This is a genomic window from Cylindrospermum sp. FACHB-282 (assembly GCF_014697195.1).
GTDB lineage: Bacteria > Cyanobacteriota > Cyanobacteriia > Cyanobacteriales > Nostocaceae > Cylindrospermum.
The window spans coordinates 20,116-36,067 of record NZ_JACJRJ010000056.1 but is presented as its reverse complement, the minus strand read 5'-3'; the positions used below and the strand labels follow the sequence as shown (position 1 = coordinate 36,067).

The 15,952-nt window shown below is 43.9% G+C and carries 15 protein-coding genes; 7 read left to right on the top strand and 8 right to left on the bottom strand.

Features of this window, described 5'->3' with window-relative positions; translation table 11 throughout:
- Positions 1-272: 272 nt before the first annotated feature.
- Entirely contained in the window at positions 273-1,376 is a 1,104-nt protein-coding gene (locus H6G32_RS22550; RefSeq protein ID WP_199328216.1) for a hypothetical protein, read from the top strand.
- Between the two features lie 74 nt (positions 1,377-1,450).
- Here the strand turns inward: H6G32_RS22550 and H6G32_RS22545 are convergent, their stop codons facing one another.
- Positions 1,451-3,475, bottom strand: coding sequence for an amylo-alpha-1,6-glucosidase (locus tag H6G32_RS22545; protein ID WP_190462354.1), 2,025 nt, complete (start codon positions 3,473-3,475; stop codon positions 1,451-1,453).
- A gap of 138 nt (positions 3,476-3,613) precedes the next feature.
- On the opposite strand from H6G32_RS22545, the gene H6G32_RS22540 reads away from it, so the two are divergent.
- Positions 3,614-4,225, top strand: coding sequence for a peroxiredoxin (locus H6G32_RS22540; protein WP_190462352.1), 612 nt, complete (start codon positions 3,614-3,616; stop codon positions 4,223-4,225).
- A gap of 159 nt (positions 4,226-4,384) precedes the next feature.
- Positions 4,385-4,927: a peroxiredoxin family protein gene (locus tag H6G32_RS22535; RefSeq protein ID WP_190462349.1), complete on the top strand. Its 543-nt coding sequence runs from the start codon at positions 4,385-4,387 to the stop codon at positions 4,925-4,927.
- 86 nt (positions 4,928-5,013) lie between these two features.
- On the opposite strand, the gene H6G32_RS22530 is transcribed toward H6G32_RS22535, so the two are convergent.
- Both H6G32_RS22530 and H6G32_RS22525 read right to left on the bottom strand, forming a co-directional pair.
- Positions 5,014-6,003 (bottom strand): DnaJ C-terminal domain-containing protein, encoded by a 990-nt coding sequence (locus H6G32_RS22530; protein WP_190462347.1) that lies wholly within the window; start codon positions 6,001-6,003, stop codon positions 5,014-5,016.
- 273 nt (positions 6,004-6,276) lie between these two features.
- Complete coding sequence (locus H6G32_RS22525) at positions 6,277-6,423, bottom strand: hypothetical protein (protein WP_190462345.1); 147 nt, start codon at positions 6,421-6,423, stop codon at positions 6,277-6,279.
- Positions 6,424-6,571: 148 nt separating this feature from the next.
- Between H6G32_RS22525 and lpdA the strand changes: the two genes are divergently transcribed.
- The 4 genes from lpdA to H6G32_RS22505 all read left to right on the top strand — a co-directional run bounded on the left by lpdA (position 6,572) and on the right by H6G32_RS22505 (position 11,174).
- On the top strand, positions 6,572-8,002 hold the full coding sequence (gene lpdA, locus H6G32_RS22520; protein WP_190462343.1) for a dihydrolipoyl dehydrogenase: 1,431 nt from the start codon (positions 6,572-6,574) through the stop codon (positions 8,000-8,002).
- Between the two features lie 99 nt (positions 8,003-8,101).
- Positions 8,102-9,001: an indole-3-glycerol phosphate synthase TrpC gene (trpC, locus tag H6G32_RS22515; protein WP_190462341.1), complete on the top strand. Its 900-nt coding sequence runs from the start codon at positions 8,102-8,104 to the stop codon at positions 8,999-9,001.
- Between the two features lie 105 nt (positions 9,002-9,106).
- On the top strand, positions 9,107-9,358 hold the full coding sequence (locus H6G32_RS22510; protein ID WP_190462356.1) for a DUF5340 domain-containing protein: 252 nt from the start codon (positions 9,107-9,109) through the stop codon (positions 9,356-9,358).
- Positions 9,359-10,019: 661 nt separating this feature from the next.
- Complete coding sequence (locus H6G32_RS22505; protein ID WP_190462339.1) at positions 10,020-11,174, top strand: pyridoxal-phosphate-dependent aminotransferase family protein; 1,155 nt, start codon at positions 10,020-10,022, stop codon at positions 11,172-11,174.
- Between the two features lie 334 nt (positions 11,175-11,508).
- Here the strand turns inward: H6G32_RS22505 and H6G32_RS22500 are convergent, their stop codons facing one another.
- From H6G32_RS22500 to H6G32_RS22480, 5 genes are all read right to left on the bottom strand, one after another.
- On the bottom strand, positions 11,509-11,736 hold the full coding sequence (locus H6G32_RS22500) for a DUF2949 domain-containing protein (protein ID WP_190462337.1): 228 nt from the start codon (positions 11,734-11,736) through the stop codon (positions 11,509-11,511).
- 517 nt (positions 11,737-12,253) lie between these two features.
- A complete protein-coding gene (locus tag H6G32_RS22495; protein ID WP_190462336.1) occupies positions 12,254-12,754 on the bottom strand; it encodes a DUF192 domain-containing protein in 501 nt (166 codons plus the stop codon).
- 118 nt (positions 12,755-12,872) lie between these two features.
- Positions 12,873-13,559 carry a response regulator transcription factor NblR gene (gene nblR, locus H6G32_RS22490; protein WP_190462334.1) on the bottom strand — a complete coding sequence of 229 codons (687 nt, stop codon included), beginning with the start codon at positions 13,557-13,559 and terminating at the stop codon, positions 12,873-12,875.
- Positions 13,560-13,857: 298 nt separating this feature from the next.
- Positions 13,858-14,775, bottom strand: coding sequence for an NAD(+) kinase (locus H6G32_RS22485; protein WP_190462332.1), 918 nt, complete (start codon positions 14,773-14,775; stop codon positions 13,858-13,860).
- Positions 14,776-14,874: 99 nt separating this feature from the next.
- Positions 14,875-15,858, bottom strand: a complete 984-nt coding sequence (locus tag H6G32_RS22480) for an SDR family oxidoreductase (RefSeq protein WP_190462330.1) — start codon at positions 15,856-15,858, stop codon at positions 14,875-14,877.
- Positions 15,859-15,952 lie beyond the last annotated feature (94 nt).

The window sequence follows — 15,952 nt, the reverse complement described above, 5'->3', positions numbered from 1 at the left end:
ACAATAAATATTCCTTACATGTCAAGTGCAGTAAGGCTTATAAAAATAATTTGATACACTTAATTACATTTTTTAATCTTTAAATTTAATAGTTTAGCATAACAGGTACTGAAGAACCATATTTACAAGTCTTTAGCAATGGAGTACCCATAGGTATAGTTAGAGATGCTCTTACTGGACAGTTTGCTGCTCATGCTGTTGGTGCTGTAGTCAATAATAGTCCTTTATCGCCACTGACAGCAGGTGCTAATTTGCTGATGGGAGTGTTGCAAATGTATCAAAACCACAAGAGTTTTACAGCAGTGCGGAATGATTTGCAAATTATACAGACTAGCTTGCTAACTTTACAAAGTAGCGTGGGAGTACTGCAAGCAACAACTGCTGTGATTGGTGTGGGAACAGTTGCAGGTGTAGCATTAACAGCAGTGAACTTACACCAAACGCTGAAATTGAGGAAAGAAGTTGAGCAAATGCGGCTGGAGGTCAAAAATGGCTTTATTGACTTGAAACAAGCCTTAAAAGACCAAGGAGCCGAAATTAGACAATTAATTGAGCAGGTAGCCCAAGATATCAAATTTGAACAACATCGCACGATTTTAGTTAGGGCGTATGGGTTGTTTATCCAAGCTATAAACCGTTTCCGTTCAGCGATGCAATTGCAAGATATCAGCCGGAGAAATGCTGAAATTGACGCTGCTAGGGGAATGTTATTTGAGGCTTTAGCAGATTACACTAACCCGCATTTATTAGAAGAAACTTGTGCGGCTGGACAACTCCGCAGGCTAGAATGCTCTTGGGCTATTGAACAGACGATTATTGCGACTTATCAAGTACAGAAAGAAGTTTCAGCAGTGTGCGATCGCTTGAGCCAACTGCAAGATAAAATCTGTGAAGATGCCATCACCGTGATTAACCGCTGCGAATCAGATGAAGAGCTTGATTTTCTCTTTCCCGAAATTACCCGCATTCGCAACCATGATTTAGTCCTAATCAACTCATGGCAAAATCATGTTGATTGGATAAAATCCCTTCCTGCATCAGAATTAAAACTTTTAAATAGCTCTACTTTCAACACTTCAGAAACTAACCAAACCCTCACAGCTTCAGAAATACCCCCCGAACAATTAATATACGAAAATTTAGCCGAAAAATCTCATTTCTACTCCCTGCGTGACCAACTATTATTTATCTTCGAGCCTGATCTACGTCGAGAGTATGAAATCTATGTTAGTCAACAAGCTGCAAACTCTGGATATAAAACATTAGTCACATCCAACTTACAACAAGCATCGCATTTAACAGTTGCAAACCTTTTCCATTACTTTAACATCAGAAATGAATCACAAAAAACAGCAGAAATACCATCAAATCGATAGTTAGTAACCCGTAAAAAATTACTCTTCTCTTCCTCTCTGCGCCTTTGCGACTTTGCGTGAGACAAAAAATCCAATCATCTAAAATGACGAATCACCTCAGCCACAGACCAAGCTTGAGCGATCGCACCCCTAGCTATATGCGGCGCATCACCATCAAAAATTTCCGAAATAGAACCAATACAACCACTAGATAAAAAATGGTCTAGCAAAGGTTGCCAATCAAAAGGTATTGGTTTCTCTGGGTAAAACCGCTCACAAGCCCGGATATAGGGGCCAATTAGCCAACCCCAAACAGTGCCTTGATGATAAGCGCGATCGCGTTTTTGCGAATTACCCTCATATTTTCCCATATATTCCGAATCACCAGGATCGAGACTGCGAAGACCATAGGGAGTAAGCAAACTAGCAGAAGCCAAATCTAGTATTTGACATCCCTGCTGTAGAGTAAACCCGCAATGGTGCAGAGATAGCGCCAAAACTGCATTCGGGCGAATTTGACAATTTCGGCGATCATCCGGCTCAATAGTGTCGTACAAATAGCCTAGCTGAGGATTCCAAAACTTTTGCAAAGAGACTTTCACCTTTTGTGCCTGCTGGCCATAGCGCTTTGCCTGTTGAGCAAGACGTACTGGTTCCCCCAAATGAAGACAGCTCAACCGTTCTGCCCACTGACTCATCCAACATAAAGCCGAATACCACAAAGCATTGATTTCCACTGGCTTACCCTGACGGGGTGTAACAGGCTGCCCCCCAATCACCACATCCATCCAGGTAAGAGCTACACCGCGAGCATCCCAACCAATTAACCCATCAGTGGCATCAACATGGATATTGTAGCGAGTACCACCGACAAAGGCTTTGTGGATTTGCTGCACTACTGGGAATTGCGCTGCTAAAAACTGCCAGTCTTGGGTAGCTTCTAAGTAAAGTCCTAAAGTTTCAATCCACCACAGCGCCGCATCAATACTATTGTAAAAAGGTTCGCCATCGACATCAGGAAAAGCATTGGGAATCAAACCGTGACGACAATAACGCCCAAAAGTTTGCAACAGCCCTTTTGCCAAATCAAAGCGTTTTGGGACTAGTGCCAATCCTGGTAAAGCAATCAAGGTATCGCGCCCCCAATCATTAAACCAGTGATAGCCAGCAATCACAGTAGGCCCAGCAATTGAGGCTCGATAGACAATAAATTGATCGCTTGCTCTGAGTAGTTTTTGCCAGATTGGGGATTGGGAATTGGTAATTGGCTTTGTACTATCTAAATCCTGCTGCTCAAATCTAAAAATTTGAGAGAGTCTTTCTTCCTCTGTCTCGACAGCTTTAGCAAAGGCTGTGGAGGTGAGAACAGCTTGCTGTGAGTCGGGAAAACCTACCCGTGCTTCTAGAGTTATTGTATCTCCCGGCTGGAGAGGGACTGTTAAATAACCGGGGCTGAAGAGGTCTTCGCGATCGCCTAATCCCCGCTGCGTTTCCTCTGATAACCGATAATTCCAGTACCAAACTGTATCTGGTTGATAGTTTCCTTGAGTCCACCGCAAGTGCCAAGGTATGCCAACCTTGCCACCATGAATCCCTTGCAGACACACTTGTTGTGGCCCAAGCAATTGGGAAAACTGTAATTCCTGATTCCCATTTTCCTGATGATGAAAATCGCGCTCGGCTATCAGCAGTCTCAGCTTTAAAATAGCTAAATGTTTACCCTCGTAGCGATACTGGATCAAAATCCGATGGCAAAAAGATCCTCCTTTCTCCTTATCGGCTAACCCATAGGGCATCGCCAATTGTCTTGTTAATTGCCAGTTATCCTCACCCCAAATCCATTTGGGAACTGGATTAATCTCAAAATAGCGTAGCAGTTCGTAGCCGGTCGGCGAAATCTGACTACTACCCCAGCAATTTGTCCCCAATGCTATCAATTTCTTCTCTACTTCTAGGCTCGCTTCCAAGTGGGAAAACAGCAGGGTACGCCCAGAAGGGGGATTTGTAGCGGCAAATAGCCAACCGTGATAGGTGCGGGTGCGGACATCAGAAACTGTACCACTAGCAAAACTACCCAAGCCATTGGTGAGTAACCATTCTCTTGTATCTAAATCAGCCATTTGCTACTCAAAATCGTTATGAGTATGATATACTTGTAACAGATCGTAATTAAACTGTGACAGCGTAGATGGGTGAGTTTTACTTGACCCGAAATTCAACGCTAAGAGATGTATAGAAGTTGAAGGAGAATTAGGTTAATGTCCCTCACTTACGGAACAGAAGGATGCCTCCGCGTTGGTCAACAGGCTCCCGACTTTACAGCAACGGCTGTGGTAGATCAGGAATTTAAGGATATTAAACTTTCCGACTATCGGGGCAAATACGTTGTCCTGTTTTTCTATCCTTTAGACTTTACCTTTGTTTGTCCCACTGAAATTACAGCATTTAGCGATCGCTACGAAGAATTCAAGAAAATTAACACGGAAGTGCTTGGTGTTTCCGTTGATAGTGAATTCTCGCACCTCGCTTGGATTCAAACTGATCGCAAGTCTGGTGGTGTCGGTGACTTAAATTATCCCCTAGTTTCTGACATCAAGAAAGAGATTAGCGCCGCTTATAACGTCCTTGACCCAGCAGCAGGCATTGCCTTGCGCGGTCTGTTCCTCATCGACAAAGATGGTGTCATCCAGCACGCCACTATCAATAACTTAGCTTTTGGTCGCAGCGTCGATGAAACCCTGCGGACATTACTAGCAATTCAGCACGTTCAATCCCACCCTGATGAAGTTTGCCCTGCTGGTTGGCAACCAGGAGACAAGACAATGACTCCTGACCCAGTGAAGTCCAAAATCTACTTCTCTGCTGTCTAGATTACCCTCCTGGGAAAACTCCAAGGCAGTTTGTTGAAGTTAATAACCAAATCAATCATCACCACAGATGAACCACGAGATTTACACAGATACGGAATAATCAGTGTTTATCTCGTGGTTTTTTTTTGAAAGATTATTTAAATAATCAGGGCTAAAAATATGCTGACTTCAACTGATTTTAGCGGCTTATTCAATGAGCGCTTCTTCCGTAATTTTTTGCCAGTCCCAGCGATAAGTCAGTTAAGAATAGGAGTGGGGACACCAGATTTTAAATTGCCAGATATTACCAACAGCACTGTAGTGAAATTATCTGACTATAAAGGCAAACAACCAGTTTTACTCGCCTTTACACGGATTTTCACAGAAAAACAATATTGCCCTTTTTGCTTTCCCCACATCAAAGCTTTGAATGAAAACTACGAGCAGTTTAAAAATCGCGGAATTGAAGTTTTGCTGATTACTAGTACCGACGAAAGGCAAAGTCAAATAGTGGTCAGAGATTTAGGCTTACAAATGCCATTATTGAGTGACCCTAGCTGTGATGTTTTTCATACATACAAAGTAGGGCAAGCCCTAGGAGCGCCTTTACCAGCACAATTTGTATTAGATAAAGATGGCAAACTTCGCTACAGGCATTTATTTTCATTTTTAGATCACAATGCTGGAATAGAAACATTGTTAGAACAATTCAATCGAGTGTAAAGTTGCCTGAGTAAAGTCCCCGGTCCAAAGACACGGGGATTCTTGGTTCAAAGATTCGCCATTGGACAACAGGTTTACAGCCTATTTCAGAGTTTAAACTGCTCCAAATGACTGCGGGGATTATAGGTACGAATCGCCCGGATTTTTTCGTAGTATTCACGTTCTTGTGGGCTAAGGTCTTTTGGTGGTGCGATCGCCACCTTCACCAACTGATCGCCACGTCCACCCTTAGCTAGGGGCCAGCCTTTGCCACGTAAACGCAGAGATTGACCAGAACGCACCCCCGCAGGTAGCTTGACATTAACTGAACCATCGGGGGTAGGTACATCAATAGAAGCGCCTAATGTGGCTTCATCGGGTGTGATCGGGACTTCACAGACAAGATTATCACCTTCAATTTGGAAGAAAGAGTGGGGCTGAAGTTCCACCTTTAAATATAAATCCCCCCGCTGTTGAGTCATGGGATTGACTTGACCTTTCCCCCGCACCCGCAAGCGAGTACCCGCTTTAGCCCCTGAGGGAATGCGAACATCAATAGTTTCGTTGCCTAAACTGAAGCGTTTTTGCACACCAGCAAAGGCTTCAGCAAAAGTCAAAGTGATCAAGCCTTCCGTATCTTGGGTAGTAGCAGTACCTGAATCTTGAAAACCAAAATCATTAAAACCGCCAAAACCGCTGCCTGGTCTACTTGTGGAAGTGCGAGAAGAGTAGTTTTGTCGCCCACCTCGCTGGCCCGCACCACCAAATAACTCATTAAGAAAGTCATTAAAACTACCGTATTGACTGAAGTCAAAGCCGCCCATGTCAACACCAGGGCCGGCACCTGGCATGCCTTCACCAACCTGTTTCCAGTATTGACCATATTGGTCGTACTTTTTGCGTTTATCTGGGTCTGACAAAACCTCGTAGGCTTCGTTAATTTCTTTGAAGCGTGCCTCTGCCTGTTTGTTGCCAGGATTGACATCAGGGTGAAACTTGCGGGCTAATTTACGAAAAGCTTGTTTAATTTCTTCCGGACTGGCAGTTTTACTAATTTCTAAAATTGAGTAATAGTCTTTGAAGTCGGTTGCAGCCATCTACCAGCCTCCTGTAGAAATTTCCGTTATGTTTTTTTTCTAAGATACGAGATTTAGTGTTTGCCAGGTATAATGCCAGGCAAAGAGATTATGATATTAAATTAACAAACAATCCAAAAAATCAAGTGTGGTTCTCGCTCACCACCTCAGCGAAATATCCGTACTCCCAATATTCAAACAAAATAGGCGCAAGCATGCCAACCCCGTCATCAAGCAAGTGGGGCTTCATTAAAGTTGTCCTTTCATTGGTTAGCCTGATCCAAAATCTACTCGTTAGATGGGTAAATAAAGGACGCGCAGCGCGGCATCACCCAAGATATTCCCAAGATTTTGTGTGAAAACGAGATTGTAAAAGCCGCCTTCGTTGGGTTGGAACCGCCAATTTTGTCCAGGTTTTTCCCAAGGGAGTTTCAATACCATTGTTTTGGTACTGGAATCAATGGCAGGAAAATTTTCCCGATTAAATTCTAGTAAGCTGCAATTCCATTTCTGGCAAGTTTCATCAAATATTTCTGCAACTCTGTCTAAAATGGGTTGATAGATAGGCGAAGCAGACGGGGAAACTAACGTGAGTCCTGGATTTGATTACGATTTAGTCATTATAGGCGCTGGTGTAGGCGGCCATGGCGCAGCCCTACACGCTGTCAGCTGCGGTCTGAAAACAGCGATTATCGAAGCAGCAGATATGGGGGGAACCTGTGTTAACCGGGGCTGCATTCCTTCTAAAGCACTGCTAGCAGCATCTGGACGTGTGCGGGAGTTACGCAATGCCCACCACCTCAAGTCCCTAGGAATTAAAGTTGGTAGTGTAGAGTTTGATCGCCAAGCGATCGCCAATCATGCAGGCAATCTCGTCTCAAAAATTCAAGGTGACTTAACCAACAGCCTCAAACGCTTGGGAGTCGATATTATCCGCGGCTGGGGAAAAGTAGCTGGGTTCCAAAAAGTCACCATCACTACAAATAACGGCGAAACAACCATCACAGCCAAAGACATCATCCTTTCCCCTGGTTCAGTACCCTTCGTTCCTCCAGGAATTGAAGTAGACGGCAAAACCGTCTTTACCAGCGACCAAGGAGTGAAATTGGAATCCCTACCAAACTGGGTGGCAATTATTGGTAGTGGCTACATTGGCTTGGAATTTTCTGATATTTACTCAGCTTTGGGTTGTGAAATCACGATGATTGAAGCCCTAGATCAGTTAATGCCAGGATTTGACCGCGATATCGCCAAACTTGCCGAACGGGTGCTGATTACTCAGCGCGATATTGAAACCAAAGTTGGAATATACGCCAAAAAAGTTATTCCCGGTTCACCAGTGGTGATTGAGTTGGCAAATTTCCAAACCAAAGAAGTTGTAGAAGTTATGGAGGTGGATGCTTGCCTAGTAGCTACAGGACGCATCCCCGTCACCCAAAATCTTGGTTTAGAGTCTGTGGGTGTAGAACTTGACCGTCGGAATTATATCCCCGTTAACGACACCATGGCGGTGCTCTCGGCAGGTGAAATCGTCCCCCATCTCTGGGCAATTGGCGATGCCAATGGCAAAATGATGCTAGCTCACGCTGCCTCTGCCCAAGGCATCGTTGCCGTAGACAATATCATCGGGCGGGAAAGAAAAATAGACTATCGCAGCATCCCCGCCGCCGCCTTTACCCACCCAGAAGTTAGTTATGTGGGCTTAACAGAAACAGCAGCCAAGGAGTTGGGTTTGGACGAGGGATTTGAAATTGCCACAAGCAAGAGTTACTTCAAAGGTAATTCTAAAGCCCTGGCAGAAAATGAAGCCGACGGCATAGCTAAGGTAATTTACCGCAAAGACACAGGGGAAGTTTTGGGCGTCCACATTTTCGGAATGCATGCCTCAGACTTAATTCACGAAGCCTCAGCGGCAATTGCCAACCGTCAAGCTGTTCACATCCTCGCCAATTTGGTTCACGCCCACCCGACACTTTCAGAAGTGTTGGACGAAGCCTATAAACGCGCTTTCGCTAGTTAGTCAATAGTCATTAGTCATTTGTCCTTAGCTAACAAAACCCTGACAAATGACTCTTGACTACTGACTAATGACTAATAACCAATGACTAATAACTAAATTATGCAAATCCGTCGTCGTTCACCCAGCCAAGCTATTGATATCTCTATATTGCGCTATCAGATTGCCATGCCAGATGCAGCACCCAGAAATATTTTGGAAGAAATTGTTTGGCAAAAAGAAATAGAAGATACCCAAATGCGGGAAAAGCTACCTTTGCATGAATTGCAAAAAAAGGTACTCTGTGCACCACCAACCCGTGATTTTGTCGCTGCCCTCCGCCAAGGCAAAACCAAACCAGCGCTGATTGCAGAAGTCAAAAAAGCTTCCCCCAGCAAAGGAATTTTCCGCCCAGATTTTGACCCAGTAGCGATCGCTCTATCCTATCAACAAGGTGGTGCCAGTTGTCTTTCTGTACTGACAGATGTCAAATTCTTTCAAGGCAGCTTTGATAACCTAGCCCTAGTTCGCAAAAGCGTAGATTTACCCCTACTGTGTAAAGATTTTGTCATCTATCCTTACCAGATGTATTTGGCACGCATTCATGGTGCAGATGCGGTTTTATTAATTGCAGCCATCCTCAGCGATCAAGATTTGCAATACTTTGTCAAAATTGCTAACAAACTAAAAATGGCAACCTTGATTGAAGTCCATAGTTTGGCAGAACTTGACCGAGTATTAGCCTTAGATGGTGTTTCCTTAGTGGGAATCAATAATCGGAACTTGGAAGATTTCTCAGTTGACTTGCAAACTACTTGCCAACTACTCGCCGACAGGAATAAACAACTGCAAGAACGCAACATTTTAGTAGTTAGTGAGTCAGGACTGCATCACCCCGACGATCTCAGCTTAGTGGACAAAGCAGGTGCATCCGCTGTACTTATTGGTGAATCCTTGGTAAAACAACCAGACCCCGGCTTAGGTATTACTAATCTCTTTGCCAAATTTTCATCACCAGCTTAATCCAGGCTATAAGCAATAATTTATTTCCTGTGTAACAATTTATTGGGCAGGAGATAAACTTTGACTAAGACAAAATCCCTTTCTTTAAAATCTCAAATTAACTTCATGGAGCAAATCCCTTTACCTTCACCTATCCACTACGAACTTATACTTCAACTCTTAGAAAGACAAACTATGTTAGCGGTCAATCAAAATCCAGATTTAAGGCATCAGGTGACTCAGCTAATTATTACCATGCGAAAAGCTGCGGTACAGCAAAAGCGACTAGAAGAAATTTGCCAAAGTTCTGATATGTCCGTTGATCACCGTTGGTCGATCAATCATCATAATGCACAAAAAGTTGTCGCACCTGATTAATTTTGCACCCTTGTTAAGTTCACTGATGAACTTTTTAGCCTGTTATCCAGTATCTGGGTTCCCGTAAGTGGCAATCAGCAACTCACTCAACCTAGTTGGCTAAAGTTGCTTTGATTGTTTCATTTTTTAGTTAATTTTACTTGTAAACTAGATAATAATTGTGCAAACTGTAAAAAGGAAAATCACAGGGTTATTTGGATATTCTCGTAGAGACTATTACAAGAAAACGTAACCATCAAATGAGAGATAGTGTGAGAGCAAGAATCTCCTTTGGTGCGTCCGCTACCCTTTGGCAAACCTTGTCCCCAGGACTTACCCCTTCAGGCAGGGAGTTAGTCAAAATCGATCTAGTGGGGAAATTTTCCATTTTCAGATAGTGCCAAAAAAAACGGCTCTTGATACAATTTGCTAACTCATTGTACCTGTGCGCCAATTTGTGAGATTCTAGATAAGCACTTTTTCCTGACTTTAAACAAACTGGTTAATAAATTTGATGTCTGCTAATTACTAGCTGAGGATCAACCACTGCTCCAAGATTCAGACCCCCAAAGGTGATCTGTACATCTGGTAAGACTACTGGAAACACGATGCCGATAAGTTTAGCAGAATTAACCATCCCCCCGCAATTTTGACTTTTATTTGAATTTAGGACACAGATAACATGGACGATAAGCTGATGCTAATGATTCCTGGCCCTACCCCGGTGCCAGAAGCGGCCCTACTGGCATTAGCCAAGCACCCAATTGGACACCGCACCAGTGAATTTAGCAACATGATGGCGGAGGTGACAGAAAACCTCAAATGGCTACATCAAACTCAACATGATGTGCAGATGCTGAATGTCAGCGGTACAGGTGCTGTGGAAGCTGGGATGATTAATTTTCTATCTCCAGGCGATCGCATTTTAGTTGGTTCTAACGGTAAGTTCGGCGAACGCTGGGTAGAAGTTGGTGAAGCCTTTGGTTTGAATGTCGAAACAGTTACCGCTGAATGGGGAAAACCCTTAGATCCAGGGCAGTTTGCCGAAAAACTAGCAGCTGATAAAGATAAGCAAATCAAAGCTGTGATTATCACCCACAGCGAAACCTCAACGGGTGTGCTCAATGACCTGGCAGCCATCAACCGCCATGTTAAGGAACACGGTGAAGCCCTGATTATTGTTGACGCTGTCACTAGTTTGGGTGCTTTTAATTTGCCTGTTGATGCCTGGGGTTTGGATGTAGTCGCCTCTGGTTCCCAAAAAGGCTACATGATTCCCCCCGGATTGGGGTTTGTCTCTGTCAGCCCCAAAGCTTGGGAAGCTTACAAAACTGCGAAATTGCCAAAATATTATCTAGATTTAGGCAAATATCGCAAAGCTACACCCAAAAATACCACCCCCTTTACGCCGCCAGTCAACTTAATAGTAGCGCTGCATACCACGTTACGAATGATGAAAGCTGAAGGCTTAGAGTCAATATTTACGCGCCACCAGCGACTTAAGAATGCTACCCGCGCCGGGATTCAAGGGATGAATTTACCATTGTTTGCCGCAGATAATTCCGCCAGTCCGGCAATTACCGCAGTAGCACCCCAAGGAATCGAATCAGATAAAATTCGGTCGCTGATGAAAAAGCGCTTTGATATAGCCCTTGCAGGTGGTCAAGACCATTTATCAAACAAGATTTTCCGCATTGGTCACTTGGGTTTTGTGAGCGATCGCGATATCCTTAGCTGCATAGCATCCCTAGAAGTAGTCCTTTTAGAACTTGGCCATGAAGGCTTCACCCCCGGAGGTGGTGTAGCAGCCGCCGCGAGAGTATTGAGTCAATCCTAACTATTCTTGACACTCCCCTGCCTGAGTAAGTTTTGCTTCGCTCACTTACTTACTCCGAAAGGCAGGGGATTCTAGATTCTTCCTACTAAATGTGGAGAAGGAGAGCAATTAACAGGAGGAGGCTGGAGACTTTCCTTATGTAAAGATTCTGGAGAGCGCTGCCTATTGGAAGCAAGTTATCTCGTTGATGCAACAGATAGACTTAACAACTCGCTCTTTTAATTTGAATGAAAATGCGTAGAATCCACCAGAGTCAATTTGTTTATCTATCAACCTTTGCAGAAGGTAGAGTCGATTTGACATACCTCAATTCTCCTGAATGAGCTACTCATACCTATGCTGTCTCTAGCCAATCATAAATTTGTCCTAACTGATCTAGTGTAATTAACCCATACTGCCAAAGAATTATGGCTAAAGAACCTGGATCTTGCTCGCGATGGCGCAGTGCTACGGCCAAAGAGGCGGCAGAAATTGCCAAATCTTCCTGCAAAAAATGAAGTAATCGAGAATATCTTGATGGTGCCATTTGTTTCTCACCTCCTTGGGTAGAGTGTATTATCATATATCGGTTCACCCTTTCTCAGTAGTCTGTAGCCAGTATTTTATGTGTCACTGTGCTGTTAGCGAATAAACCGAGCAGCACTTTTGTTGGTTATGCCTCTAAAAGAACCTTATATTAGAGGTTCTGGGCAATAGAAGCTTCCTTAATTGCTGGTTTGCTCCTATCTTCAGCAGCACATTTCCCTTGTCAAATTAGCTTCATCCTTGTTTACTTTTAATGCTTTGTTTAATTACACATTTAGTAGCAAAGATTCCATAGCTTATACTCCCTTATCAACGACTATTTACACGTACGCCAAAGGGAGGATTTTTGCAACCAAGCTTAAAAACAGCGATTCTACCCTGGAAACAGTAGAGCTTGATACTTATGAGTGCTATGGCTAAATAGTAGCCTCATAAGTGATTGTTTTACCACAATACGTGATATTTTTATTACAAATAAATCTTTATAAAGATTTTGTCAACTCTTCACAGAGAGATGATTACAGTTTTTAGTTCCGCAAAGCGCCGGAGCCTAACTATTCAATTTTGATACTATCGCCCACCTTCAAACCTAATTCAGCAGCGCGTCCAGACCGCAATTCAATTACCATGTCGATTGGTACGTTGGGGCCATAAGTAGCACAGGGCTGCATAGCGCAGGGAGGTGCCGAAGCCTGAATATACTTCACTACTCCATTCCCAAGAAAGACCATATCTAGGGACACGGGTACATTCATCATCCAGAATCTGACTGGTTGTGGTGAAGGGAACGCAAACAGCATCCCCCGGTCATCGGGTAAAGCTGGGCGATACATCAACCCCATTGCTTGCTGTTCCTGGGTTTGCGCTACTTCTAACTGAATTTTTGTACCGTTGGGAATAGTGGCTGTAGCAGAAATTGGTAGCATTTGACCGGCAGTTACTGGTGCTTGGGTTTGAGAGTTTGGTGTGGCGATGGGAGGTTTAGCTGCGGTTGGTGGAGAACAGCCCATCAGCCAAACACTCAGCAATATTGATAACAAACTTAACAAACTCATCCTAATAGTTTTAAATTTTGTAATTTTAAGTTTTGATTTTAGCTAATTTAAGCACAAAAACCCAGGAAGTGGGCATTAGGGAGATAATGACCAATGACTAAATGATTAAACGTGGCTTCTATGACTCTCTTAAGACGTAACCGACGCCTCGCACCGTTTGAATGAGGCGCTTTTGATTTTCATCTTCAATTTTCAGGCGCAAGTAGCGAATGTACACTTCAATCACATTCGACTCACCCATAAAGTCATAACCCCAAACGTTTTCGAGAATTTGTTCGCGGGTTAATACTTCACGGGGGTGTTCCATTAAGAACTTGAGGAGTTCAAATTCCTTCATTGTTAAATCGATGGCCCGTCCGTTGTGTATGGCGCGGCGGGTGGCGATATCTAAAATCAAATCCCCAAAGCGTAATTGCTCTGTGGTATCGACATCAGGTTTTAAGTAGAGGCGAATTAACTTCAAAAAGTCTTCTGAGCGGTAAGGCTTGAGGATGTAATCATCAGCCCCTGCTTCTAGACAAGCTACACGGTCATCGACTGTATCCCGTGCCATCATCACTAGCATAGGCGATCGCATACCCGCGCTTCGGAGATTTTTGCACAACGAGAGTCCTGATTCTCCTGAGAGCATTCGGTCTACAACAATTAAAGCAGGTTGGCGATCGTGGCAATATTGCAAACCACTTGTCGCATCATGAGCCAAAATCGCATCATAGCCAGCTTCTTGCAAATCAAAAGAAAGCTGATTTGCTAGGTTCTCATCGGTTTCAATCACCAAAACACAGGGACTGTGAGCAACTGTCATATTAATTTGAGATATTGGATTAGGAATTTCAGGTTGTACAGAGGTTCTCGAAAAACTCTGTACATGAGTTAGAGATGCAATTTCTGAGTTTTTCGTGATCGATCATTCCTGATTTAACACCCTGTCTATGGCTGTTTTAACACGTTCAAGCGTCAGCCATCAAAATTCCAGATATGCAATTTCCATAACTACATTCCAAATTCCACCCCTTAGCCAGTAATTCTGGAAGGAAATCACCAAAAAAGGCACGCTACCCAAAAGGCACAAGAAATAGTTATTTCACTAATGACCTGTTTGACTAAGGTAATTCTACCGAAGTCGGCTTGGCAATATGTGGCAGACCCCAACCTAATTTTTCTCGCAAAATGCGGAAAAACTCCGGTGATTGCAGGCGAATGAACCGAGCAGTATATGGCGATCGCTCCAAATATACCCGATCATCAGGAAAGATATAGCACCCTCCATTTCCATCCACCACCATCACCATCCTGGGGACATTGACTGGGTAGATGTTTACTGGTTCACTATCGGGAAATACCAAAGACCGAGAAGCTAGGGAATGGGGACAAATGGGCACCAGCTGCAACACAGGCACACCAGGGGTCACTACTGGGCCACCAGCACTCAAGGAATAAGCTGTAGAACCCGTTGGTGTAGAAATAATTACACCATCCGCAGCAATATCTACTGCGGCATGACGCCCAACAGCAATTTCAAAATGGCACATCGAGGTTAATGGTTCCCGATGTAACACCATTTCATTCAGGCAGAGAGCTTCCCATAGCACTGAATCTCCCCGAAGTACTTTAACGGTGAGCATCACCCGTTCTTCAACTTCATACTTACCCGCCATCACCTGTTCTAGAGCTTGGGGCAATTGGTTAAGATAAGTTTCCGTCAAAAATCCCATGTGACCAGTATTCACTGTCAGCAGTGGAATACCGCAGGGTGCAACCTGACGCGACGCTGCTAAAACAGTGCCGTCTCCCCCTAACACTACAGCAAATTCCATCTCGGAATCAAAATCGGGAGGTGTCAAAGCTTCAATTGGGGTGTGGCATACAGGACTATCGGGATTAGCGTAGCCCAGTATCCCACCAATACTCGTCGTGATAGATACATTCCAACCGACAGCGGTTAGCTTGTCTTTTAACTCGATAGCAACACGACTCGCTATCGGTTTAACGTCATTGTAGATAATGCCTACTTTCGGCACACTCAAATATCCAAATTTAGGCGCTGCTTTTTATTCTGTAATCCTTACACATTTTTGACAATTCTCATCGTCAGTCCAGGATTAATTAACTCTCAGTAACTATGATGACTGTTTGAACGGAGTCTTTTTGCTTTTCTGCTTTTTGGCTTGATTTTTCTGGTAGTCTAACTCCTTCAGCTTTTTCATGATTCGGCTGAAGTACTCTTGCAAGTAAGTTTCTAGGGTGGCGGTTTGTTCTTTCTCTAACCCAAAGACTGTATATACTTCATCCATTGAGGCATTTAATGGCCTACCACTAGCCAGAACTTCTGTAAAAGCCAGTCTGTCGGCGACATTCCACCCCCACTGAAAGAACCGCAGGATACGCTGCATGGTACGCAGTACGTTTATCGGCATTCGCGTGACTCTGGCATCTTTTCCAGACAAGCGTTCGCATAGGCTAATGATTTCTTCTGCACTCCAAGCACGAGTTCCCACTAAGGGGAAGGCTTCCTTGGCGGTTTCTGGCACACTTAAGGCACGGGTAGCAAACTTAGCAACGTCTTGTGTGTCCATGTAGGCTACGGGAGAGGATGCACCCGTTACCCAAACTGGCTGGTTTTCTAATATGGGAATCCCATATTGACCAATTAACCCTTGCATAAAGCCAGCCAGCCGGAAAATGGTGTAGTTCAAGCCGGATTCAGTCAGAAACAGTTCTGTACATCGCTTAATTTCCATTAGCGGTACTTCTGGGTACTTCTCGGCATCGAGAATGGAAAAGAAGATAAACCGCTCTACACCTGCGGCTTTTGCTGCTTGAATTAATGCTACTTTGCCATCCCAGTCTACCTGCTTAATAGTTAGTGAATCTGTAGGGCGAGATGTTGCTGCATCAATGACTGCGGTGACGCCAACTAATGCTCCCGGTAGGGTTTGGGGATAACACAAATCTCCTGATACCAGTTCCGCACCCCATTCTTTGAGAAAAGCCGCTTTTTTGGTACTCCGAACCAGACAACGTACCTTATACCCCTCATCGATAGCGCGACGAGCCACTTGTCTTCCTAAGGTGCCAGTGGCACCGACGATTAATAATGTCATGAGGGTCTTTATAAATCTTAATGTTTTATGAAAAGAATCTTAACAGAATTGCCTGTACAAACAAAACTTTACGTTTATTTTAAGAAACTGGCAT